Raw genomic sequence first — 23,298 nt, 5'->3', positions numbered from 1 at the left:
GCACTAGTGCGCCGGGAACCGGAACCATGCGCGTAACCGTTCCCTGAAAGTCGGCATCACCGGGCATTCGAAATACATCTCACGAATGATCGCCATCAGCATCTGGATCGCTTCCACCTGCGGGTCATGCGCAGAAAGCTGCTTAACCTCGTGAACGTACTCGTCCGTGAGATATTCGATCGCATGGCCCAGAATCTCCAGCGCGCGTCCCGCCTGGACACTGATGAAGCGGCGGCGGTTCGCATTGGAAGCCGGAACCGATTGCGTCTCAGCATGTCCAATAACGGTATATCCACCTATAGTTGCTGCCATTCAATCCGTACCTTAGAGAATCGTTGAATATGAGCCTTACTCTCTATTTCGGCAATTACTCGTAGAAGCTTTAGATATTTTCGAGAGCGCTTTCGATTCGAGGAAACTCCGTATGGAATTCCGCTAGCGGAATTCATGTGACACATCTCACAGATGCGCAAAATAGCCAACCGGTATACCAATTCAAGGGAGATCCGCGATCTCACACGCTCGCAGAATTGCCTGCTTGTGTTGTCTCATCCCGAAATCAACCATCAAGACCCAAAGGATCACATCGATCCAAAGGATTGCGATCGCGTCAGAGCGCCTTGACGGGATGAGGTTGGGAACCTAAGCTCAAACCAGCGGCCTGTCGCAATGGGCGCAGTCCAGCCCAGCGCAAATGCCGCACATTTTCGGTACCGTTGCGAACTGGGTGCACATGATTCCCTACCACTGGCAATATCTTCCGCTCCTGATGCAAATCCTTTTTGCCATTGGACTTGCTGCCGTAATGGTGCTCGCCTCGTGGTTCGTCGGGCGGCATCGCAATCTGCCAGTGAAACTGGCGGCCTATGAATGCGGAATCGAATCGGTGGGTGATGCGCGAGCTCGGTTCAGCGTGCGCTTTTATATGGTCGCAATGCTGTTCATCCTTTTCGACGTGGAAGCCGTCTTCATGATGCCGTGGGCGGTCATCTATCGCCAGCTTCCCCACATTACCGGCCAAAGGCTCTTCGGCTTCTGGGAGATGGTCGTGTATCTCGGCTTCATCGCTGTGGGCCTGTACTACATCGTGCGCAAGGGCATTTTGAACTGGAGCAAGGACAAGGCGGATCTCTAAGAATGGCAAACGCTCCAATGGAAACTCTCGCCGGAAGGCAAGCTGTGCTCGATGGTCTGCCGGATCACCCGGCAGTAAAAGCTCTTCTCGCCTGGAATCCCGACGCCTTTACGGACGCGCTGTTCGATCGCGGCGAAATGACGCTGACCGTTACTCCCGAAACGATCTGTGCTGCCGTCACCGCTGTAAGAGATGCCGGCTATAACGCCTTCGAAGATATGACCGCCGTCGACTGGCTACCCTCCGAGCCCCGCTTTCAGCTCAGCTACCACATTTTGTCGCAGCGATATAAGGAGCGGATCCGTCTGAAGACCTGGGTGAACAGCTCCGATCCGGCAATTGAATCGATTACCTCTGTCTGGCCCGGCGCAAATTATTACGAGCGCGAAGTCTTCGATCTTTTCGGCATCCGCTTCGAAGGTCATCCCAACCTGCGCCGCATCCTGATGCCAGATGACTGGGTCGGTCATCCGTTGCGCAAGGACTACCCGGTGGAGGGCTATCGCTGATGCTCGATGTTGGCACTCCAATCCTGCAGGCGCCGCTGGCCGAGGGCGCGCGCGACCAGCACATGGTCCTCAACATGGGACCGCAGCATCCGTCGACCCACGGCGTGCTGCGCCTGGTTTTGGAGATTGACGGCGAAATTATCGTCCGGTTGTATCCCGAAATCGGCTATCTGCACACCGGAATCGAAAAGACCTGCGAGGCGAAGTTCTACCAGCAAGTCGTCCCGCTCACCGATCGCGTCGATTACCTCGGCCCGATGGCCAACAATCTCTGCTACTGCCTCGCCGTCGAAAAGCTCCTGCAACTGGAAATCCCAGAGCGCGCGGTGTGGATTCGAGTGCTCCTGACTGAACTCACGCGCCTCAATTCACACCTTATCTGGCTCGGCACGCACGCCATGGACATCGGCGCCCTGACGGTCTTCCTCTACACATTCAGGGAACGCGAAGAGATTCTCCGCATCTTTGAAGCAGTGTCCGGTCAGCGCATGATGACCAGCTACTTCCGCATCGGCGGGTTGTCGATGGAGCCGCCGCTCGATCTGTTCGATCGCATCCAGGCATTCATCAAAACATTTCCCGAAAAGATTGATGAGTATTCAAACCTGCTCACCGGGAATCCGATCTTCCGCAATCGCCTGATGGGGGTTGGACATCTCTCAGCTGAGGACGCAATCGCGTTGGCCGTTACGGGGCCGACCATGCGAGCCTCGGGAGTCGACTTCGATTTGCGGCGCGACATGCCGTATTCGAGTTACGAGAAGTTTCAGTTCAAGGTACCGGTTTCGAATCGCTGCGATTGCTGGGGAAGATACGAAGTGCGTTTGCTCGAGATGCGCGAATCGATCGGCATCATTCAGCAGGCCCTCGACGGCATGCCCGGCGGTCCCATCAAGGCCGATGCGCCAAAGATCGTGCTGCCCGATCGCGAAAAAATGAAGACGCAGATGGAAGCCCTGATCCATCATTTCAAAATTGTGACCGAAGGCTTCAATGTCCCGGCCGGTGAGGTCTATCAAGGCATCGAATCGGGACACGGACAGATGGGGTACTACGTAGTTTCCGATGGAACTGCGAAGCCGTACCGAGTTCACATGCGGTATCCGGGATTCGCAAGCCTGCAGGCACTGGAAACGATGTGCAAAGGGCGCATGCTGGCAGACGTGGTTGCAGTAATTGGGTCGATCGACATCGTGCTCGGGGAGATTGATCGCTAGTTTGAAAGGGCACGACTTTAGTCGTGCCAAGAGTGGCGCCAAATAAACCGGGCTTTAGCCCCTGAGGGGAATGAGGGTTGCCAACGACAGAACTCAGCCCACATTCACCCCAGTTGTACGTAGAACTTTGGGTATCGCTCGCTTCCCTGCTCCGCAGTTACACCGCGGCGCACGGGCTGAATGGGAATCGGCAGGCGACCGTCGAATTGGGGGAAGAACAGATCACGGTGCGTCACGCGGATGCGTGGCTCGATCTGAAACGCAACGGCGCGCAAGTTGTGTGGACGCGCCACGACGGACGGAGCGGGATGCTGGAACTGACGGAAGCCGGGCAATTGCGCAGTTCGACCGGCGAGGACGAGATGGATATGGTGGCTGAAGCGTGGGCACGGGAGTTGATGCAATGAGTCCGGAAACCATGAGCATCTTCACGCCCAAAGTGTCGGCCCGCTTTGATGCGCTGGTCGAAAAATATCCTGTGCGGCGCTCGGCGCTGGTCCCGATGCTGCTCTATGCGCAGGATGAAATTGGCTATCTGTCCGACGCCGTGATCGCCGAAGTTGCGCAGCGCATCGGCATCACCGAGCTCGATGTCCGCAATGTGGCCACATACTACTCGATGTTGCGCTTCAAACCGGCAGGCAAATTCAACGTCCAGGTCTGCACCAATATCAGTTGCATGCTCCGCGGCGCGTACGAAGTTTACGAAAAATTCCAGGAAGAGCTGGGTATCGGGCACAAGGGCGTGACCGCCGACGGCGTCTTCTCGCTCGAGGAAGTCGAATGCATCGGCGCCTGCTGCTGGGCTCCGGCCATCCAGGTGAACTACAACTTTCACGACGATCTAACGCCGGAGAGCGTGCCGGGCATTTTGGCTGAATACCGTGGGAAAGCGGAGGGTCGATAGAGATGCCTAGACTCGTTTCCCATCCTGATGAAGTCAAGATCGTTTCCAAACGCTTCGGCCAGGGCGCGGCCAATATCGACAAATACATCGAACTCGGCGGCTACGAGGCGGCTAAGAAGTGCGTTACGCAAGGTCCCGAGTGGATCATCGAGGAGATGAAGGCCTCGAATCTGCGCGGACGCGGCGGAGCCGGCTTCCCGACCGGCATGAAATGGTCCTTCGTCCCCAAGCAGTCGCCCAAGCCCAAGTACGTTCTCATCAATGGCGACGAAAGCGAACCGGGCACCTGCAAGGACCACCTGATCTTTCTCCACGATCCGCACGCTGTCATCGAAGGAACCATCATCGCCGGTCTCGCCATCGGATCGAAGATGGGCTTTATCTACCTGCGCGGCGAATACCGGTATCTGCTCACGATCATGGAGAAGGCGGTCGCCGATGCCTACGCAAAGGGCTTCCTCGGCAAGGGCACCTTCGGGTCTGACATTGAGTTTCAAGTCATCACCCAGAGCGGCGCCGGCGCATACGAGGTCGGAGAAGAGTCGGCGCTCATGGAGTCGCTCGAAGGCAAGCGTGGCGTACCCCGCATCAAGCCCCCCTTCCCCGCCGTTGTCGGCCTCTACGGCGGACCCACAGTCGTCAACAACGCCGAGACCATCGCCACCGTACCGCATGTCATTACTATGGGCGGCGCAGCATTCGCAGAAGTTGGATCACCCCGCAACGGCGGAACACGCCTCTTCTCAATCAGTGGTCACGTCGAGCGGCCCGGCGTATACGAACTGCCCATGGGCTACAACCTGAAGAAGATGATCTACGACGTCGCCGGCGGCATTCGCGGCGGACGCAAACTGAAAGCCGTCGTTCCCGGCGGTTCGTCCACGCCCGTACTCCTGCCCGAAGAAATTGAAACGCTCGGCATGGACTTTGACCAGGTCGGCAAGGCCGGTTCGATGCTGGGCTCCGGCGGCGTGGTTGTGATCGATGACCAGACCTGCATTGTCGAATTCGCACTGCGCACCATCAGCTTCTATCAGCACGAAAGCTGCGGCTGGTGCATTCCCTGCCGCGAAGGAACCGACTGGCTCAAAAAATCACTGACGCGTTTCCATGCCGGATTCGGCACCGCGAAAGACATCGACAACATCCGCTATCTCGCCGAAAACATGATGGGCCGCACATTCTGCCCGCTCGGCGATGCGGCAGCAATGCCGACCCTGGGATTCGTAAAGAAGTTTCGCAAAGAATTTGAAGATCACCTGGACGGGAAGCCCTGCCCGTTCGCGAAGCACACCGAAATGGCTGTGGTGTAGGGGCGCTGGAGAGCAATGGCAGATGTAACATTCATAGTCGATGGAAAGAAGCTGACGGCACCTGCCGGGACGCTGCTGATTGAGGCGTGCCGCAAGGCGGGCATCGAGATTCCTGCGTTCTGCTATTACCCCGGTCTCAGCCTGCAGGCCGCCTGCCGCATGTGCGTCGTGCGACAGGAGAAAGTGCCGAAACTCCAGACCGCCTGCACCACGACTGTAGCTGAAGGCCAGGTCTTCACCACCGATTCACCTGAGATTGCACAGGCACGCAAAGCCACCATCGAACTCCTTCTCGGCAATCACCCGCTCGACTGCCCCGTGTGCGATGCAGGCGGAGAGTGCGAATTGCAGGACATGACCTTCAAATACGGCGCCGGTGAGAGCCTGATGGTTGACGCCAAACGCCACCGGGACGAGCAGCAGTGGTCCCCCGCTGTCTTCTACGATCGGCCGCGCTGCATTCTCTGCTATCGCTGCACCCGCATGTGCGGCGAAGGCATGGATGTGTGGGCTCTGGGCATCCAGAACCGCGGCGTCAGTTCGGTCATCGCACCCAACCAGGAAGAGCGCCTCGATTGCGAACAGTGCGGTATGTGCATTGATGTCTGCCCAGTGGGCGCGCTCACCAGCGGCAGCTATCGCTACAAGACGCGTCCCTGGGAGATGAATCACGTCTCCACCGTATGCACGCATTGCGGCGACGGATGCAAAGTCACGCTCGGCGTGCGCCAGGCAAACGACGGCTCTGAAATTGTTCGCGCCGATAATCGCGACAAGAGCGGTATCAATGGCGATTTTCTCTGCGCCAAGGGCCGCTTCGGGTTCGATTTCGTCGAAAGTCCCGAAAGGCTCACCACGCCCCTCGTGCGCAATGCGCAAGGCAAGCTCGAACCCACCAGTTGGGAGCAGGCACTCCGCGTAGCCGCCGCAAAGTTCAAGGAGATTCGCGACAGCCGCGGCGGCGATGCGATCGGCGTGATCGGTTCGAACCATACGACGAACGAAGAGAATTACCTGCTCCAAAAGTTTGCGCGGACAGTTCTCAAGACCAACAACATCGACCACGAGCGGACAACGGATTATGTCGCCTTTGCAAGAGCCTTGGCCGGACACGAAGGAAAGGGCGCAAGCCTGCGCGATGCGGCGAGCGCACCGGCGATCTTGCTCATCGGCGGCGATCCAACCAATGAGCACCCGCTGCTCGCCTGGAACCTCCGCACCAATGTCCGCCTGAATCGCGCGCGTCTGTATATCGCGAACGAAAAGCAGATCAAGCTCGAGCGGCAGGCCAAGGCTGCTCTGACGTTGCCGTCCGGTGGATATGCGTCGATGCCAGCCTATCTTGGCGGATCCGATGCGACGATTAGCAATGCTGCTTTCCGCGAAGCTGTGCTCGGTGAAGAAAAGCTGCTCATCATTTTCGGAGAGGAGTACCGCGGTGCGGCAGTTGCCGAACTGGTTCGATGGGGACTGGGGCGCGGCAACGTGCGCTTTGCGTATCTCGGCGACTATGCGAATTCGCGCGGCGCTGCCGACATGGGGCTGCTGCCTGACATGCTGCCGGGATATGTTCCGGTCACTGCATCCAGCGCATTTGCGAGCGAGTATCCTGGCCTGCCCCAGACGGCCGGGAAAAATCTTCCACAAATGTTGGATGCTGCCTGGAGCGGAGCCCTTGGTGCCCTGCTGGTCGTCGGCGCAAATCCTTTTGGGCCAGCAAAGCTGGATCGGGCTTCGCTTAAAGGCACCTTGCTCATCGTTTCGGATATCTTTCTGACGGAGACAGCCGCGGCGGCGGACGTCGTCTTTCCTGCCGCGAGTCTTTACGAAAAGACAGGCACCGTGACCAACACCTTCGGCGATCTCCAACTAGCACGGAAGGCTGCGGACCACGCGGGAGTGAAATCCGATTTCGAAATCCTGGTGCGGCTCGCCGGCAGCATGGGCGCCGACATAAAAGCGCTCGTTCCCTTTGGCAAGGGCGGCGTGACCGCCGATCTCGGGCAATCACGCGGCGCGCAGGCCGGAGAAGCGGACCGGCATGCCGTATGGCTCGCTGCGAACGGCTTGGAACCAAAGCTCAGCCCGTTTGATCCTCTGGCACTGCTGGATGAGATCGAACGCCTTGTGCCCGGCTACAAACTCGATCGGCTGAACCTGTTTGGCGGTAACGACGTGCAAACGGAGCCCGGCTTCGTTCCGGTTTCCCAACTTACTTCCGAGCGCCCCGACCTTGTTCATCCGGCACACAATGGGTTGTTTACCTCAGGCACAATCGGGCGATACAGCAAAGGACTGAAAGACCTGGAGCAGCATCAGGCAGCGGAAGTGGCAGCGACAGCGGCAGATTGAGCGATTGGCGAAAGAGGCTAAAGGCACGTGACGATTTTGCAGTTTTTCCTTTGGAGCTTGCTGAAAGTGGTGGTGGTGACGGTGGTGCTGTTGTTGGCCGTCGCTTACACGGTACTGCTCGAACGCAAGCTCGTCGGCCGCATTCAAAATCGGTGGGGGCCCAGTCGCGTGGGGCCGTTCGGGTTGCTGCAGCCGCTGGTCGACGGTGCAAAATCCTTTTTGAAGGAAGACATCATCCCGTCCGGCGTGTACCGGCCCCTTTATCTGCTCGCGCCGATTATCGGCTTGAGCTGCGCACTGATCTCGATTGCAGTAGTCCCCTTCGGCGACCCCGGCGTCGTCGGTCCTGGCAATTTCCATTTCTTCCAGATCGCCGACGTCAACATCGGCCTTCTCGTGATCCTCGGCATTACGTCCATTGGTGTTTACGGCATCGCGCTGGCGGGGTGGTCCTCGAATAACAAGTATTCCCTGCTCGGTTCGCTGCGTTCCTCGGCACAGCTGGTGAGTTATGAACTGGCGCTGGGATTGTCCCTGGTCGGCGTGGTGTTGCGCGCGGGATCTCTGAATCTCGACGTGATTGTAAACAGCCAGGCAAAGCACGGTCTGCTGAGCTGGAATCTCTTCGGCGGCTTTCAGTTTGTAGCGTTCTTCATTTATCTAATGGCCGCCTACGCCGAAACCAACCGCTCGCCGTTCGATCTGCCCGAGGCCGAAAGTGAGCTTACAGCGGGCTATCACACCGAATACAGCTCAATGAAGTTTGCCATGTTCTTCATGGCCGAGTACGCAAACATGATCATGGTCGGCTGCGTGGCCTCGCTGCTCTTTCTGGGTGGATGGGCGAGTCCGTTCGGAAACCTGATTCCGACTCCGGACATCTTCATTGTGCGCGCGCTGCTGCCGATTTTCTGGTTTGTGCTGAAGGTTTTCAGCTTCCTGTTTCTCTATGTGTGGGTGCGTGGCACGTTGCCTCGCTTCCGCTACGACCAGCTTATGAACTACGGATGGCGCTGGCTGATGCCCCTGGCCATTCTTAACATCGTAGGAACGAGCCTCTGGCTCGCTTATCGCTGAGTACGCCGTGACCGCCTGCTCGAGTTGCAGGATCTGTTCATCGGTCACCGAAATGCTGGAGGTACTCAGTTAGAATCGGAAGGGATTTCAACGAGCCGGAGACCTGCTCGCACAGTTCCTCCCCTCAACCGCCGGAGCTATCAACCGGCACTTGCCCGTAAGTGACGGAACATGCATCTGATTCTGTTTATCGTGTTCGCCGCACTCTGCCTGACAGGAGCCGTCAATCTTCTGCTGCAGAAGCATCCCATCAACAGCGCGCTCTCGCTGATTGTGGTGATGGTCTCATTGGCTGTCCTCTATCTATTGCTCGGAGCGGAGTTTCTGGCCGCGGCACAGGTCATCGTCTACGCCGGCGCCATCATGGTGCTGTTCACCTTTGTCGTAATGCTTCTCAACGCCGGACGTGAAGAACGCACGCTCGGCAGCCGCGCCGCGCGCACCGTTGGTTTTCCGGCTGTCGTGGCGATCCTGGCTGTGATCGCGACCATGATTCTGCGCATTCAGGGGTTCGGCAACGCCGCAATCGAGGATCAGATTACCAGCACCGCCGATTTGAGCGCAGTGCTGTTCACAAAGCTGTTGCTTCCTTTCGAGGTCACTTCGGTTTTGATTCTCATCGCCATCCTCGGTTCCGTTGCGCTGGCCTGCCATGGAGATGGAGAAAAGGTGGACACCAAGTGAATTCATTGCACCTCATCCAGGGCGAAGTTCCCCTAACGTGGTATCTGCTGTTGAGCGCCGTCCTATTCTGCCTCGGCGTCGTCGGCTTCCTCATCAAGCGCAACCTGATCACCGTTTTTATGTCGATCGAGTTGATGCTCAACGCCGTGAATCTTTCCTTCGTGACCTTTGCTCATCAGTGGCACCAGGTGAAGGGTCAGATCTTCGTCTTTTTCGTGATGGTGGTGGCCGCCGCTGAAGCCGCCGTCGGCCTGGCCATCATCATTGCTGTATTCCGCGCACGCGCAACGTTAGCGGTCGACCGGATCGACCTGATGAAACTATGAACGGACCCTTGCTCTTTCTGCCGTTGATTCCTCTAGTGCCTTTCGTTGGATTTCTGCTCAACGGATTGCTGGGCCGTCGCTTGCCCAAGGCAGCAGTTTCCACGATTGCGCTTGCCGCCCCGCTGATCTCGTTTCTAATCGTTCTGCGCGCGGTGTTCGCACTTGTGAACGCGCCAGGGTCTCTTCCGGCCACCGAGGAACTCGCGGTCAATCACCACGTAATCGAATGGATCACAGTCGGTTCCATCCACATCGATTTCAGCCTGGTCTTCGATCAGCTCTCCCTCGTGATGCTCCTCGTCGTGACGGGCGTCGGCTTCCTCATCCACATCTACTCCGTCGGCTACATGCACGAAGAAAAAGGCTACTGGCGCTACTTCGCCTACCTCAACCTTTTCCTCTTCTTCATGACCATCCTGGTCCTCGCCGGCAACGCTCTGTTCATGTTCGTCGGCTGGGAGGGCGTCGGTCTCGCCTCCTACCTGCTCATCGGCTTCTGGTTCCAGAAAAAGTCCGCCGCCGATGCCGGCAAAAAAGCCTTCATCGTCAACCGCATCGGCGACTTCGGCTTCCTGATCGGCCTCTTTCTTTTACTCGCCAACTTCGGCACACTGACCTTCAATGAAATTGCCTCAAAGCTCGAGGCTAGTCCCGCTGCCACCGACGGCGTGCTGACCACAATCGCTCTCTGCCTGCTCATTGGCGCGACGGGCAAAAGCGCACAGCTTCCGCTCTATGTATGGCTGCCCGACGCCATGGAAGGCCCGACCCCCGTCTCGGCTCTCATCCACGCCGCCACCATGGTCACCGCCGGCGTCTACATGATCGCCCGCACGCACTTCATCTTCGATCGCTCGCCCTTCGCGCTGAGTGTTGTTGCCATTGTCGGCGCAGCAACGGCCATCTTCGCGGCAACCATAGGGTTGGTCCAGACCGACATCAAGCGTGTCCTCGCCTACTCCACCGTTTCGCAGCTTGGATACATGTTCCTTGGCTGCGGCGTCGCGGCCTATTCCGCGGCCATCTTTCACCTGATGACCCACGCGTTCTTCAAAGCGCTTCTCTTCCTCGCCGCAGGCTCAGTCATTCATGCCTTGGGCGGCGAGCAGGACATGCGTAAGATGGGTGGCCTCCGCAAGAAAATACCGGTCACTTTCTGGACCATGACGATGGCCGTCCTCGCTATCTCGGGATTTCCATTCATGTCGGCGTTCTTCTCGAAGGATGCAATTCTCGCCGCTGCCTTCACTTCAGGAGGCAATCTTGGCAAGGTCCTCTGGTTCGTCGGACTCGTTACCGCCGCGCTCACCGCGTTCTACATGTTCCGGCTCTGGTACCTCACCTTCTTCGGTGAATCGCGCAATCACGATGCTCATCCGCACGAAAGCTCCTGGGTGCTGCTTGGACCGCTGGTGATCCTCGCAATTCTCTCGGTTGGCGGCGGCTGGATCGGCGCCGGACGTTTCGCCGCGTTCCTCGCTCCGTCGTTGGGAACTAGCCCTGAAGAACCTGCCGGAGGGCTCAAGTATGCGTTGATGGCCCTCGCAGTCGCCGCCGGAGCCATCGGCTGGTACATTGCGCACCGCATGTATCATCGCCCACGCACCGCAGACGGGCTCGCTACCACATCGCCCGCTGGCTACAGCCTTCTGGCCAACAAATACTATGTCGACGAGATTTACGGATATGTCTTCGTCAAGCCGCTCCTGGCTCTCTCCAAATACCTGCTGGAGTGGGTCGTCGACGTTGCAATCCTGGGCGGCATCGCCTGGCTCTTGGCCGGCATAGCCCTTCTGGGCGGCGCGATTCTCCAACGCTGGCAGTCGGGCAACTTGCGTTCGTACGCAGCATGGCTCGCGCTTGGCGCAGCAGTTCTGCTTGTATTTGTGCTGGCGCCGTATGTGTTTGGAGCTTCGGGAATCAACATGCGATGGGCGGGACACTAGGAGATGACGTCAATGGATAGCTCGATTCTCACGTTGATTCTCCTCCTGCCTCTGGCCGGGGCGCTGCTTGTCTCTCTGCTGCCCGATCGTGGCAAGTTGTCCGCTTGGATCGCTCTACTTACAACCCTCGTCTCTTTCGGTTTGACGCTTCACTTGCCCGCGCACTTCTCGCCTGGACAATCCGGATTTCAGTTCGTCGTAAATCGGCAATGGATCGAGAGCCCCGCAATCTACTATCACGTCGGTGTAGACGGCCTCAGCATGTGGCTCGTGGTCCTCGTCGGCCTGCTCGGCCCCGTCGGCGTGTTGGCGAGTTGGAAATCGATCAACCGGCGCGAGAAGGTCTTCTACTCGCTCTTCCTCTTGCAGCAGACAGCAATGTATGGCGTCTTCATCTCGCTCGACCTGATGCTCTACTACGGCTTCTGGGAATTGTCTCTTATCCCGATGGCGATCCTGATCGCAATGTACGGACGGAAGGAAGGCCAAAAGGCGGCCATAAAGTTCTTCCTCTTCACCTTTATTCCATCGGCTCCCCTGCTCGTCGCCATTCTTTACCTTTACTCCCGAACCGGCACATTCAATTTCAGCGAACTGCGCACGCTCATCGCCGTCGGCGCCGTTCCAGCAGTTGCTCTCTTCTGGGTCGCATTTGCCTTTCTGTTTGCCTTCGCCGTAAAGGTACCGGTATTCCCGCTTCATGGCTGGCTCGCCGACACCTTTGGCGAAGCACCTGTAGCCATGGCCATGGTGGTTGCGGGCAAGCTGGGCCTCTACTCGATGCTCCGCTTCCATGTTGGCCTCTTCCCGGCCGAGGCCAGAGCCATTGCACCCCTCTTAATCGCACTCGCAGTCATTGGCATTCTCTACGGCGCTTGCCTCGCTCTTGTGCAACGTGACTTCTGGCGCTTCCTTGCTTTCGCGGCGCTCAGCCACCTCAGTCTCATCACGCTCGGCATCTACGGGTTCACGTTCACCGGCTGGAGCGGCGCGACCTATCAAATCCTGAACAACGAGATCATCGACGCAGCCCTCTTCGTTCTCCTTGGCGCGTTGGAACTCCGCTACGCAACAAGCCAGATCGCAGCCTATGGCGGACTTGCCAGCCGCATCCCGCGTCTCGCTACCCTCTTCGTCATCACATCCCTCGCCATGATTGGCCTGCCGATGTTAAACGGCTTCATCGGCGAGTTTCTCATCCTTTCGAGCACCTTCACGCTCGTCAGCCATGGCTGGGCAATCGCCGCAACCCTGGGCGTCATTCTCAGCGCCGCCTACATGCTCTGGATGGTGCAACGCGTCTTCTATGGCCCCGAAAGCAGCATGGCAACCGCTAGCGCATCTACGGACCTCCGACTCGGCGAACAACTCGTGCTGTGGCCACTCGCCGTGCTGATGCTGGTCATGGGCGTCTCGCCCAACCTCTGGTTCCATGCCATTGAAACCGCTCCACGACCAATCGTGCTTCGCAACCTCAAGGACACCATCGGAATTCTCAGACATCCGGAAGTCATTCCACCTGCCGGCATCAAGGCCAACACAGGGGAGGTTCAGCGGTGAATCCTGTGCCTGACATCTACCGCATCCTCCCTGAAGTTGTACTAACCGTGACCGGTGTCCTGGTCATGCTGACAGACGCGTCTCTGGCTCCGGCAAGATCCCGCCGCGGCTTGGGCTGGGTGGCTGCGATTGGCACCACCGTAGCTCTCTGGGCAAGTCTCTGGCAGCTATCGCTTCCGGCTGGAACAGGCTTCTCCGAAACGGTAGAGACCAGTTCGTTCACCGTGTTCTTCCACGTGCTGATCTGCGGCATCGTGCTGGTTACATTACTGCTCTCTCTCGACACGCTACCCACCGATAGCCATCACCAGGGCGAATACTACGCACTCATCACCTTCGGGGCCGTCGGCATGTGCCTGATGACCGGCGCCGTTGAACTGCTCGTCGTCTTCATCGCCCTTGAAATCTCTTCCATCAGTACCTACATCCTCGCCGGCTATCGCAAACAGACTGGCAAGGGGCCCGAAGCCGCAATCAAGTACTTCCTCCTCGGATCGTTCGCCACCGGTTTCCTGCTTTATGGAATCGCGTTGGTCTTTGGAGCGACAGGCACGACCTCCGTTTATGAAATTGCCCGCACCGCCTCCACCGCGCAAAATCCATCGCTTGTTCATGCTGCACTTGCCCTGATGCTCGTCGGAATTCTCTTCAAGGTGTCCGCGGCACCGTTCCATGTGTGGACGCCCGACGTCTACGAGGGCTCCCCTTCGCCGGTTGTAGCCCTCATGTCGACCGCACCCAAGGCCGCCGCGTTCGCGTTTCTCCTCCGCATCGTCTATGAAATGTTTCCAACGTTGAGAGCGGTCTGGTCACCCGTGCTGTGGGTCGTCGCCGTCCTCTCCATGACCGTCGGCAATCTCGCAGCATTGCGCCAACAGAACGTGAAACGCATGCTGGCGTACTCTTCGATCGCCCATGCCGGATATCTCCTTGCTGCATTTGCTGGGTTCGGAACCAGCGGAATCGCAGCGGCAAGTTTCTACATCGCCGCGTATGCCGCCATGAACGTCGGCATCTTCGCGGTAGTAACGCTGGCGGGCGGCTACAACGACGAGCGGCCTCTTATCCAGGATTACAAGGGATTGATCTACCGTTCGCCCCTGCTCGGCAGCTTGTTGATCTTCTTCCTCGCCTCGCTCGTGGGAATCCCCTTCACCGGAGGGTTCTTCGGCAAGTTCTATTCGTTCTCCGCGGCAGTTGGCGGTGGCGCTGTGGTCCTGGCCATCGTCGGATTACTGAACTCTGGATTGGCGGCGGCCTATTATCTGCGGCTCGCCTTTACCGCAGTGCAGCGCACTGGCGAAGATGCCCTGCAAGACCGGTCGCCGGCGATGCCAATGGGAATCGCAGTCGGTGCAGCACTGCTGTTTACGGTTGGCGCCACGCTCGTCCTGGGAATCGCGCCCGGAAACATCCTGCATGCCAGTGAATCTGGCGCGCACACACTGCAAGCCCCACCCGCGCCCGCGGTCCCGGCGGAAGTCACAGCGAGGCAGGCAAACCACTAACGACTTCAGGCTGTCTCTCACCCAATCGAGAACCCAGGTCCTGTGTGGGCGCAATCAGGCTCATATAAAGAGCCACAGCCAACCCGAGAACTCTCCGATCCTCGTAGTTCTCAGCTACCCAGGTGCGGGCAGCCGCCGCCATGCGTTGGCGGCGAGCCGGATCACTTAAAAGACTGAGCACTGCCTCGCAAATCGCGTCAGGACTGCCGGTAGGAACCAGCAACCCCGTCACCTCTGGAATCACGGCATCGCATGACCCTGTGCAATGCGTTGCAATCACGGGAACGCCGGTAGCAGCGGCCTCAAGCACTGCATTCGGAAAACCCTCTCGCCACGATGGCAGTACCAGCAGGTCCATGGCACGGTAGTACGGAGCGGTGTCTTCCACAAACCCGGTGCAGATGATCCGAGGATGCCCTTCGATGCGTGCTCTAACCCCGGAATCCAGCGCATCTTCGGACGCGTCGAACCATCCCACCAAAAGCAGATACGCGTCCGGCATATGGCGCAAAATCACCGCAAAAGCTTCGAGCAGTTCCGGAAGACCCTTGTCTACCGTCAGGCGGCCGGAAAATCCAATCAAAGGCGCATCGTGGGGGATTTCGAACTGCTTTCGAATGATCGAGGGCCCCGCTGCGAATCGCGCAAGATTGACGCCGCCGCTGCTTCCCCCGCCCAGGAGGACGAGTTTCGAGGCCGGGGCAATGCCCATTGCCAGCACCTGTTTGCGCAAACTCTGGCTATTGCAGACCACCAGGTCTGCACTTCCCGACGCAACCCTCTCAGCCCAAAACAGCAGAAGCCGCCGAAGCCCTCGCGAAGTCTCCAGTTTGAGACCTCTCAGCAAATAGATTCGGACCGGAATCCCGCAGAAACGCGCTGCAAGGACGCCTAGAAGTCCCGCCTTGGGGGTGCTGAATTCGACGATATCTGGCTTGATGTGTCGAAGCAGACGCCAGATTCGAACCAGTGCAATGACGTCACGAACAGGCGATATCCCGCGTTCCATCGGGACAGCGAAGGCATCGGCATGTTCTGTTCGGGCAGTTTGATGCAGGAGCTCTCCGGGGGCCGAGAGCAAAGAAACTTTAAATCCGGCATCGCGCAAAGCGCGGAGTCTGCCAGGCAGGACAAGGCAGGTCTGCGCACAGGTGACGCCCATCAGGATGTGAGGCCGCCGATGATGCCTATACGTTTCTTCGCCGGAGCTTGCAGTTTCGTTCGCGAGCATCTTTGAGCGGCCTGAACTAGAGGCCTCGGCAGTCGCAATCGCTCGCGAATAGTACTCCGAGGCATTTCTCTAAACTCAACGAAAAGATACCACTTTGCCAGCATTGTCCTTGTGAGACAGGTCACATCTCTGCAGCCGGCTGTTCGCTAATCTGCAAACTGGGTAACCATGCCTTCGCCCAGACGCGCAAAAGTCCTCTTGCTGATCCCGCATCTTGGCGGTGGAGGAGCCGAACAGGTCATCGCAGCACTGGCTCGCAATCTGAATCCCAGTCGCTACGAAGTACATCTGGGCCTCGTGACGCAATCGGCCGATAAGGCATGCGACATCCCGAGCTGGGTCGCAGTACATGCACTCGGCGCAAACAGGGTTCGCAATGGCGCCTGGAGCCTCTTGCGCCTGGTGTGGCGGTTGCGGCCGGAATTAATCCTTTCGAGCATGGCTCATCTCAACCTTCTGGTCTTGTTGCTCCGTCCCTTTTTTCCGCCGCGGACACGCCTGTGCGTGCGTCAGAATGGAGCACTTCCGGCAACACTCGCGGCTGGCGGGCATCCGAGGCTCGCCCGCCACTCCTTTGCAACCGCCTACCGATGCGCGGACCGGGTAATTTGCCAGACAAATTCCATGGCAATGGAACTTCAAACAGAACTCGGCATCGACAAGGCGAAGCTCGTCGTTCTTCCCAATCCGATAGACTTTCATGGCATCAGGACAGCCGCTCGCGGGATAAACCCTCGGCGCTCGCCGGGCCCTCGCCTTCTTGCTGTCGCCCGTTTAGCACCCGAAAAAGGAATCGACCTGCTTCTGGGAGCATTCGCCGGCATTCATCGCCATTTCCCTGATGCCGTACTCGAGATTCTCGGGACCGGGCCGTGCCGGGTTGCCCTCGAAGAGCAACGAAGCGCCCTGGAACTTGAAGCGTGTGTTCGATTCCGCGGTCATGTAACCTTCCCAGCCGAATATTTCAGCGGAGTTTCAGCCTTCGTGCTATCTTCCCGGCACGAAGGATTGCCGAATGCGCTGCTTGAAGCGGCAGCCGCCGGGCTTCCGATTGTCGCGCTCCCCGCATCGCAGGGCTTGGTCACGCTCTTGACTGGGCACCCCGGCGTTTGGCTGGCAAAAGAAATCTCGGCCAAAGCGCTCGAAATCGCTTTGTGCGACGCTCTCACATCAATCCAACCGGGGCAGAGATTCTTGCATACGTGGATTGAAACCTTCGATCAAAATAAAGCAATCTCCGCCTACGAAGACGCAATTGAAGCGGTTCTGCTGGAGCGCAAATCGTGAATCGCGTCGCATATTTGATTCCGACCATCGACCGCATTGGAGGCGCAGAGCAGCAAGTCCTCCAACTGGCAAGAGGATTGGCAAAGAGGGGTTGGAAAATCAGTGTCATCACTCTCTCCGGAAGCGGCGGAGATACGGCCAAGACGTTGCAAGCCGCGGGCGTCCAATTTCACAGCCTCGGGATGCGCAAGGGTCTCGCGGATCCGCGCGGCTGGCTTCGACTTTATGTGTGGATCCTCGAAAACCGTCCAGACGTCCTCCATGCGCATCTGCCCCACGCGTCCCTGCTGGCGCGATGGTCCCGATTAGCTTCACCTGTGCGGGTCATTGTCGATACGATCCATTCGCCCGCGACCGGCGGACTTCTGCGTCGGGCCGGATACCGCTTGACCACCGGCTTGGTGGATGTTGTCACCGCCGTCAGCCACGCCGCCGCAGGACCGTGGCTTGAAGCAGGTCTTGTCGGCGATGAGAATCTGGCAATCGTTCCCAACGGAGTAGACACAGATCGTTGGAAGCGCGATCACGGAATCCGCGCAGCGAAACGCCATGAACTCGGATTGTCTGATGAGTTCCTCTGGCTCGCGGTTGGCAGGCTCGACCCGGTAAAAAATCACGCCACGCTACTGCGGGCCTTCGCCAGAATTGCACGTCATACTCGCCTGGTGTTTGCAGGTGAGGGCGCACTCCACGGTGAGTTGCGCTCTCTCGCATCGGAGCTTGGACTGCGCGACCGCGTGAGTTTTCCCGGCTTTCAGAACGATGTTCACACGTGGATGCAGGCAGCGGACGGGTTTGTACTCTGCTCTTCTTTAGAGGGGTTGCCGATGTCGTTGCTTGAGGCCGGTGCATGCGAGTTGCCGGCGGTCATTACCGACATCCCGGGCTCTCGGGAAGTCCTACCCGACTCACTCCATGGCGCCGCGGTACCGGTTGGCGATGCGGAAGCGCTCGCCGCTGCGATGAGCGCGGTGATGTGTCTCCCCGATCTGGACCGGCGAGAACTCGGCCGCCGCATGCGCTTGTCTATTTGCAAAAGATTTGGGATCGAAGCCGTGCTGACCCAATGGGAAGATCTCTACCGCGCACTTTTGGAAAACAATCCTCAGCCCTCGCGATCCGGAATGTCCGCTTCGGCCTTGGGCAGAACTTTCCAGCTCCAGTAGCCAAGAAATATCAGTGTGCTCATGGTCCAGAGCGATGTAGCCAGCGCGATGCCGGCTACGCCAAATCGCCGCATCAGCACAAGATTCAGAACGACATCAAGCCCAAGGTTCAGAAGTCCGCAATAAAAGACGAGGTCCGTGCGTCGCATGGCCACAAGAAAGCGGTAGAAGACCCGACTGCAGGCGAAGAACGGAATCTGCAGAGCGTACATGATGAGTACGATCGAAACTGCGGACGTGTCCTGGGGACCGAATACCCCATGCTGAAACATCAAACGAACGAGAGTCTGCGCCCCAGCAATTAGCGCAATCGCGACAAGCGTCGCCAAACTTGCCGACGACCATGCCCAGATCCGCAAGGATCTTCCGCATTCGTACCAGTCTTCATGCGCAATCATCTCGGAGAAGTGCGGAGTAAGCGATGAGGAAATGGCTCCCCCCAGCAAGGCCAATGGAACCCCGACGAACCGCCCGGCATATGCCAGCGAGGCCACGCTTCCTTGAGGGAGCGTGGCAGCCATCGCCTGGTCCACAAGCAGTCCTCCGGATGCAACCAGCCCACTCAGCAAGACCGGCCCATACTGCAGTGCAACCTGCCGGGTCGCCGTGTTCATTCCATACCATCGCAGGCTGAGCCGAAACTCCCCGGACCTCATCATCCATCCAACCCAGATTGCCTGGAGCAGAGCGCCGGCGACCGTGCCGTAAACCATCGCCCAGATTCCGAGCCTGCCTGCAAACAGTGAGACACAGACAAGGATGGCGACGGGCGTGGCGACGGGCGCGAGTGCCGGAAGAGCAAAGCGTCCTGTGGTATTAACAACTGAAGTGCATAGCGAAGCGACGCCCGTAAGAACAACCACCGGCAGCAATCCATAAAACAGTCGCACTGCGAGACTCAATTTGCCGGGGGTGAAATGCGAGCCAATCAGCGGAAAAAACAACCGCGCAGACAATTCCATCCCAAGGGATACCATCACAAGCAGAATGCAGGTCCAAACGAGCGTATTCGAGAGCAACTGTTGAGCGCGCTCTCGGCCCTCTGCCAGCCTCACTCTCACCAGAGTCGGCACGAGCGCCTGATTCATTGATTCCGCAATCAGGTTGACGAGAAGTCCGGGGATCAGCGCCGCAGCGAGAAAGGCTTCGAGCGCGTCGGAGCGGCCGAAGATTCCAGCCACCGTAAACTCCTTCGCAGTGGCAACAACTTTCACGGCCAGTGTTGCAACAATGACAGCGAAAGCAGCATTGAGAATCCGGCGGTTAGTGCCGGCTTCTCTTCCGGACACCGTTGCCGTACTCATGGGAGGCGCACATCCATGCACAGCTCGGCAGCGCTGGATGGACTTGGAAATTGCTGCTCAACGTCTTCCGGCTGATCCTTCATGAGGCGATAACCGAGTGCGATCAAGGCGAGCAGAAGCCATGTGCTGCGGCTTTCGCCGACGGTTCCAACCAGCGACGACGTCAGCCAAACCGCCATCAACGTCGCCAGGCAAATCCGAAGCGTGCCGCCGATGGCGAAGATGGATTGTACCGAAACAACGACGATGCCGGCTGCGATCACCAGCGCGACGAGGCCGCCCTCCACCAGAATCGAAAGCACGGTATTGTGCGCAGTGTCGATGGGCGCCAACCTCGCCGCGGCGACAAAGGAACCGGCCCCGTGGCCCAAAATTGGCGCATTCAGAAATGCGTTCCAACCTGCAGACCAGATGTTCACCCGCTGGTTGAAGTCACCATTTTGCAGCTGCCCTCCGATCGAAGCAATGCGCTCCAAAGTCTCGCTCGGCACCAGTAGCCAGATGGATGCGGCAGCAACAGGCAGCGCAAGCGCTCCCCACAACAAGCCTTTCGGAAAGCGTCGAATCAGCAGCACGGCGCTGCCAGCCAGGGCGACAACCGCGGCCAGAAATCCGCCCCGCGACGCGGTCAGCAAAACGCACACGAAGCCAAGAGGAAGATAGCCGGCCGCCAGCAATTTGCCGGCCCATCGCTCTTTTCCGTCCAGCAGAAGCGCGGCAATCGGAAATCCCAGATCGAGAAATCGTGCCACATCGTTTGGATCCTGGCCGAAAGCAGCGAACCGAATCTGATCCCCGGAGCTGGGATCAAAGGCGGCGAAGTTCACAATCGTAAGGATCGCCAAGACCCACGAACCGGCAAGCCAAACCCGCATCACGTTGCGCACATCGCGCGCGCCCTCGCCAAACTCCCAAATCAGCCAGACAATCATCATCTCCTGGAAATAGCCGCGAAGCTTGATCGGCGTCACATCGGGTGCTGCTGTCCAGAAGAGAGGACAGCACAACCAGAGATAAAAAGTGAGTGTCAGCCATTGCAGCGGTCCAGGCCTGCGGAAGCGTCCAGCCTGCAAAATCGCGGGCACCGCGGCAATCAGCAAAAGCAAGCCCGCGATGCGCGCAATATTACCGAATGGAGCGCCGAGATCGAGCGAATACTCCCATGGAATTGTGAACGCGAAGATAAGCAGAAGGGTCCACGCAATTCGCCGCATGGTGCTAGAACCTTTGCGAGTAGACCAACCCCGCAAAGATGCTGACGCCTGCTGCAGACTGAATCACCGACTCCATCGTCCGGTTCCAGAGATTCTTCGCCAACGAGTCCGGAACAAAGACGATGTCGCGGTCTCGAATCGGAATATCCGGGTCAAGTCCGCGCATCATGCGTTTCAGGTTCAGCGTTGTAATGGTGCGGCTTCCCTGCTGCTCGCGGATCAAAACCGCCTTTGTCAGCGCAGCATTCTGTCCAGGACCCCACGCGAGTGAGAGCGCCTGCACAATGGTTGTCGTTTGCACCGGATCAACCGGAAAACCGCCCGGCCGGACGACATCCCCCACCACGTAGACAAGTCCCGCCCGACTCACCTGAACAGTATCGCCAGGAAGCAAATCCGGGTTGTGATCGGCGGTCGTGTCAGTACCTGCCGGATCCAGCGCCACCGATTGAATCGCCTTCGGGTCGTCTCGATGCACAATCGTGACAAGCCGGCCCGCATTCGGATTCAACCCCGACGCCGATGAAATCAGATCGAGCAATCGATGATGGACCGTGTAGCTGTAGATCCCCGGCCGCGCCACCTCGCCGAGAACAGACACATCCTGTCCTGCATATGCAGTCACAAGCACCGTGACCTGCGGATGAAGCAGCATGCCGCGCTCGATAAGCGCCGTCTGAACAGCATGCGCCGCCGATGTCTCATCCATTCCCCCGACTTGCACTTCACCGGCAAGCATGAGCGTCACCGTGCCTGACTCTGAAACGCGAACTGAAGCGCGCATCTCCGGAGTATGCGCTTCCGAAACTTCGAGCAGATCACCGGGGCTAATCGGCGCAGCCATCGCCATTCCCGGCGTAGCGGTCGCGCCCGGCGGGACCCCGGCCAGGCGTATGCCCTGCGCTGCATTCCAAACCGCGGGCGCGTCTTTTGCGTTGGGATAGCTCTTCGTCTCCGTCGATTGCGGAGTGCGTGCAACGCCCGTTGGCAGACCGGATGTGTTCGGTGTCGGCGCCTGTGCGCGTCCTACACCAGTTGCTGCAGCAACAAGTGCAAGCACGATGGCAACCTGCCTCGCCTTCGATCGAATCGTCTCACGCATAAGAACCACCGCAAGTCCCACCCACAACGACACAAACAGAGTGATCCCCATCAATACCGGCAGATTCGGCGAAACGGGCTTTACCGGCTGGCGCGCATAATCAATGATGAAGAGCTCGGATCCGCGGCTGCTTGCGGCCAGACCGGCTTCCTCCGCCTGCTGGGTCAGTCGAATATAGAGATCGCGATTGGCGTTCGCCTCCTGCCGCATTGACACGTACTTCAGCGACGCTTCATTCAGCTTCAGGCCGGCGCTTGTGGCGTCGTCAAGACTCTCGCGCAGAATCTTCTCGCGATCGGTGGCGGCCACCCATGCGCTTTTAAGCCGCTCTACGAGCTTCTTGTCTTCTGCCTTGAGCTGCTGATCCAGATCCTGCATCTGGCTGCGAATCTCCAGCACCCGCGGAAAGTTTGGCCCGTGTTCAATGCGCAATTGCGCCTGTTCCTGCTCCAGATCGCTGCGGCGCGTTCGCAACTGCTGCAAAAGCGCCGATGTTGAACTGTTTGTAGCCAGCAGCTTTGGGTCCGACGAAGCCACCAGTTCCGGATCGCCGGATGCAGCCGCACGATACTCCGCTTCCAGCACGATCCGATCGGTCGTTGTGGTGGCCAATTCCCTGCTCAGCGCATCAACCTCACCCAGGTCTGCGGTGTGCTCCACGTCGGTCGGTTGGCCATTTCCGACCGTCTCCGGGGTATTCAGTATGCCGTGCTGCTTCTGGAATGCCGCCGACAGCTGATCATCCCGGTCTATCCGCGACTTCAAGTCACTCAATTGCGAGTGCAGCGATCGGGTGGCGTCATTCGTCGCCTCGATGCGTTGATCGGAATCATATTCGTTATAAGCGTGAATCAGCGTGTTCACAACGGCTGCCGAAAGCGCCGCGTCGCGCGAACGGAACTGGATTTGCAGAACCAGTGTGCGCGGGATGGTCTGTACGGTGAGATCGCGCTGAAACCGCTCCAGAAGCCAATCCCTCGCGTCGGGACTCGCCTGATTCGGGCTGAAATCTGCGTACCTTTGTGCGAAACGGCCTCTGAATCCGGGAGCCTTGTAGAGTTGCAGATGAGCAATCACATCCCATGCAAGTTGATCGCTGCGCAGGACATTTGCCAGCGTTTCAAGCTGCACCTGCCCTGAAGCAAAGGAACCCGACGGTGCGCCTTCGTTGCGATCAAATGTCAGGAGCGAAACCTGCGTGCCGTGCAATGCAACTCGCGCGGTCGCCTCGTACACATTGGGAGCAATCAGGCAATAGAGCAGGCATGCACCCAACAGTGCGCCCACAATCGACAGAAAGAGTCGGCGATGACACCTGACTGCCAACCAAACTTCGCCAAACGATTGAAACGAACTCCGCTGCGAAACCCGGCCTGACACCGGATCGTACCCGCGCGCTGGCTCTGTCTGCACTTCGATAGTCTGCGGCAGTGCGGCTTCCTCGTTCCCATTGGTTTCCG

Annotated in this window: 20 protein-coding genes; 15 read left to right on the top strand and 5 right to left on the bottom strand. The window is 58.5% G+C overall.

Annotated features, from left to right (window positions below; genetic code table 11):
- Window positions 1–3 precede the first annotated feature (3 nt).
- On the bottom strand, window positions 4–312 hold the full coding sequence (locus WCA10_RS24495) for a hypothetical protein (RefSeq protein WP_472825172.1): 309 nt from the start codon (window positions 310–312) through the stop codon (window positions 4–6).
- Window positions 313–694: 382 nt separating this feature from the next.
- Here WCA10_RS24495 and WCA10_RS24490 point away from each other — a divergent pair, with 382 nt between their 5' ends.
- From WCA10_RS24490 to WCA10_RS24430, 13 genes are all read left to right on the top strand, one after another.
- Window positions 695–1,135, top strand: coding sequence for an NADH-quinone oxidoreductase subunit A (locus WCA10_RS24490; protein ID WP_472825171.1), 441 nt, complete (start codon window positions 695–697; stop codon window positions 1,133–1,135).
- 2 nt (window positions 1,136–1,137) lie between these two features.
- On the top strand, window positions 1,138–1,644 hold the full coding sequence (locus tag WCA10_RS24485) for an NADH-quinone oxidoreductase subunit C (protein ID WP_472825170.1): 507 nt from the start codon (window positions 1,138–1,140) through the stop codon (window positions 1,642–1,644).
- Window positions 1,644–2,861 (top strand): NADH dehydrogenase (quinone) subunit D, encoded by a 1,218-nt coding sequence (nuoD, locus tag WCA10_RS24480; protein WP_472825169.1) that lies wholly within the window; start codon window positions 1,644–1,646, stop codon window positions 2,859–2,861. The genes WCA10_RS24485 and nuoD overlap by 1 nt, the downstream gene beginning before the upstream one ends.
- Before the next feature lie 77 nt (window positions 2,862–2,938).
- Entirely contained in the window at window positions 2,939–3,268 is a 330-nt protein-coding gene (locus WCA10_RS24475) for a transcriptional regulator (RefSeq protein WP_472825168.1), read from the top strand.
- Window positions 3,265–3,768, top strand: a complete 504-nt coding sequence (locus WCA10_RS24470) for an NADH-quinone oxidoreductase subunit NuoE family protein (RefSeq protein ID WP_472825167.1) — start codon at window positions 3,265–3,267, stop codon at window positions 3,766–3,768. Before WCA10_RS24475 ends, WCA10_RS24470 begins: the two co-directional genes overlap by 4 nt.
- A 2-nt stretch (window positions 3,769–3,770) precedes the next feature.
- Window positions 3,771–5,081 (top strand): NADH-quinone oxidoreductase subunit NuoF, encoded by a 1,311-nt coding sequence (gene nuoF / locus WCA10_RS24465; protein ID WP_472825166.1) that lies wholly within the window; start codon window positions 3,771–3,773, stop codon window positions 5,079–5,081.
- Window positions 5,082–5,096: 15 nt separating this feature from the next.
- On the top strand, window positions 5,097–7,433 hold the full coding sequence (locus tag WCA10_RS24460) for a molybdopterin-dependent oxidoreductase (RefSeq protein WP_472825165.1): 2,337 nt from the start codon (window positions 5,097–5,099) through the stop codon (window positions 7,431–7,433).
- A gap of 27 nt (window positions 7,434–7,460) precedes the next feature.
- Window positions 7,461–8,510 (top strand): NADH-quinone oxidoreductase subunit NuoH, encoded by a 1,050-nt coding sequence (nuoH, locus tag WCA10_RS24455; RefSeq protein WP_472825164.1) that lies wholly within the window; start codon window positions 7,461–7,463, stop codon window positions 8,508–8,510.
- 171 nt (window positions 8,511–8,681) lie between these two features.
- Window positions 8,682–9,194 carry an NADH-quinone oxidoreductase subunit J family protein gene (locus WCA10_RS24450; protein ID WP_472825163.1) on the top strand — a complete coding sequence of 171 codons (513 nt, stop codon included), beginning with the start codon at window positions 8,682–8,684 and terminating at the stop codon, window positions 9,192–9,194.
- A complete protein-coding gene (gene nuoK, locus WCA10_RS24445; RefSeq protein WP_472825162.1) occupies window positions 9,191–9,520 on the top strand; it encodes an NADH-quinone oxidoreductase subunit NuoK in 330 nt (109 codons plus the stop codon). The genes WCA10_RS24450 and nuoK overlap by 4 nt, the downstream gene beginning before the upstream one ends.
- Window positions 9,517–11,466: an NADH-quinone oxidoreductase subunit L gene (gene nuoL / locus WCA10_RS24440; RefSeq protein WP_472825161.1), complete on the top strand. Its 1,950-nt coding sequence runs from the start codon at window positions 9,517–9,519 to the stop codon at window positions 11,464–11,466. The genes nuoK and nuoL overlap by 4 nt, the downstream gene beginning before the upstream one ends.
- 12 nt (window positions 11,467–11,478) lie before the next feature.
- Entirely contained in the window at window positions 11,479–13,026 is a 1,548-nt protein-coding gene (locus WCA10_RS24435; protein ID WP_472825160.1) for a complex I subunit 4 family protein, read from the top strand.
- Window positions 13,023–14,534 carry an NADH-quinone oxidoreductase subunit N gene (locus WCA10_RS24430; protein ID WP_472825159.1) on the top strand — a complete coding sequence of 504 codons (1,512 nt, stop codon included), beginning with the start codon at window positions 13,023–13,025 and terminating at the stop codon, window positions 14,532–14,534. Before WCA10_RS24435 ends, WCA10_RS24430 begins: the two co-directional genes overlap by 4 nt.
- On the opposite strand, the gene WCA10_RS24425 is transcribed toward WCA10_RS24430, so the two are convergent.
- Window positions 14,509–15,765, bottom strand: coding sequence for a glycosyltransferase family 4 protein (locus WCA10_RS24425; RefSeq protein ID WP_472825158.1), 1,257 nt, complete (start codon window positions 15,763–15,765; stop codon window positions 14,509–14,511). The two genes, WCA10_RS24430 and WCA10_RS24425, sit on opposite strands and share 26 nt — an antisense overlap.
- Window positions 15,766–15,933: 168 nt before the next feature.
- On the opposite strand from WCA10_RS24425, the gene WCA10_RS24420 reads away from it, so the two are divergent.
- Together WCA10_RS24420 and WCA10_RS24415 are read left to right on the top strand one after the other, a co-directional pair.
- Window positions 15,934–17,052, top strand: a complete 1,119-nt coding sequence (locus WCA10_RS24420; protein ID WP_472825157.1) for a glycosyltransferase — start codon at window positions 15,934–15,936, stop codon at window positions 17,050–17,052.
- The gene (locus WCA10_RS24415; protein WP_472825156.1) at window positions 17,049–18,218 is read left to right on the top strand and encodes a glycosyltransferase; all 1,170 of its coding nucleotides are present in this window, start codon (window positions 17,049–17,051) and stop codon (window positions 18,216–18,218) included. The genes WCA10_RS24420 and WCA10_RS24415 overlap by 4 nt, the downstream gene beginning before the upstream one ends.
- Here WCA10_RS24415 and murJ read toward each other — a convergent pair.
- The 3 genes from murJ to WCA10_RS24400 are packed head-to-tail and all read right to left on the bottom strand — an operon-like array spanning window position 18,158 to window position 23,164.
- On the bottom strand, window positions 18,158–19,522 hold the full coding sequence (gene murJ / locus WCA10_RS24410) for a murein biosynthesis integral membrane protein MurJ (RefSeq protein WP_472825155.1): 1,365 nt from the start codon (window positions 19,520–19,522) through the stop codon (window positions 18,158–18,160). The two genes, WCA10_RS24415 and murJ, sit on opposite strands and share 61 nt — an antisense overlap.
- Window positions 19,519–20,736: an O-antigen ligase family protein gene (locus tag WCA10_RS24405; RefSeq protein WP_472825154.1), complete on the bottom strand. Its 1,218-nt coding sequence runs from the start codon at window positions 20,734–20,736 to the stop codon at window positions 19,519–19,521. The genes murJ and WCA10_RS24405 overlap by 4 nt, the downstream gene beginning before the upstream one ends.
- Window positions 20,737–20,740: 4 nt before the next feature.
- Window positions 20,741–23,164 (bottom strand): SLBB domain-containing protein, encoded by a 2,424-nt coding sequence (locus WCA10_RS24400; RefSeq protein WP_472825153.1) that lies wholly within the window; start codon window positions 23,162–23,164, stop codon window positions 20,741–20,743.
- Window positions 23,165–23,298: the final 134 nt, after the last annotated feature.

The sequence above is a fragment of the Occallatibacter sp. genome, from assembly GCF_049582745.1.
Classification (GTDB): domain Bacteria; phylum Acidobacteriota; class Terriglobia; order Terriglobales; family Acidobacteriaceae; genus Telmatobacter.
Note: the sequence above shows the minus strand (reverse complement) of the source record. Positions and strands in the feature narration are given on the sequence as shown.

Coding starts and splice junctions, on each gene's coding strand:
- nuoL (WP_472825161.1), top strand. CDS start 9,517: ATGAACGGACCCTTGCTCTTTCTGCCGTTGATTCCTCTAGTGCCTTTC.
- WCA10_RS24405 (WP_472825154.1), bottom strand. CDS start 20,736: ATGCGGCGAATTGCGTGGACCCTTCTGCTTATCTTCGCGTTCACAATT.
- WCA10_RS24485 (WP_472825170.1), top strand. CDS start 1,138: ATGGCAAACGCTCCAATGGAAACTCTCGCCGGAAGGCAAGCTGTGCTC.
- WCA10_RS24435 (WP_472825160.1), top strand. CDS start 11,479: ATGGATAGCTCGATTCTCACGTTGATTCTCCTCCTGCCTCTGGCCGGG.
- nuoD (WP_472825169.1), top strand. CDS start 1,644: ATGCTCGATGTTGGCACTCCAATCCTGCAGGCGCCGCTGGCCGAGGGC.
- nuoF (WP_472825166.1), top strand. CDS start 3,771: ATGCCTAGACTCGTTTCCCATCCTGATGAAGTCAAGATCGTTTCCAAA.
- WCA10_RS24450 (WP_472825163.1), top strand. CDS start 8,682: ATGCATCTGATTCTGTTTATCGTGTTCGCCGCACTCTGCCTGACAGGA.
- WCA10_RS24425 (WP_472825158.1), bottom strand. CDS start 15,765: ATGCTCGCGAACGAAACTGCAAGCTCCGGCGAAGAAACGTATAGGCAT.
- WCA10_RS24490 (WP_472825171.1), top strand. CDS start 695: ATGCCGCACATTTTCGGTACCGTTGCGAACTGGGTGCACATGATTCCC.
- WCA10_RS24420 (WP_472825157.1), top strand. CDS start 15,934: ATGCCTTCGCCCAGACGCGCAAAAGTCCTCTTGCTGATCCCGCATCTT.
- WCA10_RS24495 (WP_472825172.1), bottom strand. CDS start 312: ATGGCAGCAACTATAGGTGGATATACCGTTATTGGACATGCTGAGACG.
- WCA10_RS24460 (WP_472825165.1), top strand. CDS start 5,097: ATGGCAGATGTAACATTCATAGTCGATGGAAAGAAGCTGACGGCACCT.
- murJ (WP_472825155.1), bottom strand. CDS start 19,522: ATGAGTACGGCAACGGTGTCCGGAAGAGAAGCCGGCACTAACCGCCGG.
- WCA10_RS24470 (WP_472825167.1), top strand. CDS start 3,265: ATGAGTCCGGAAACCATGAGCATCTTCACGCCCAAAGTGTCGGCCCGC.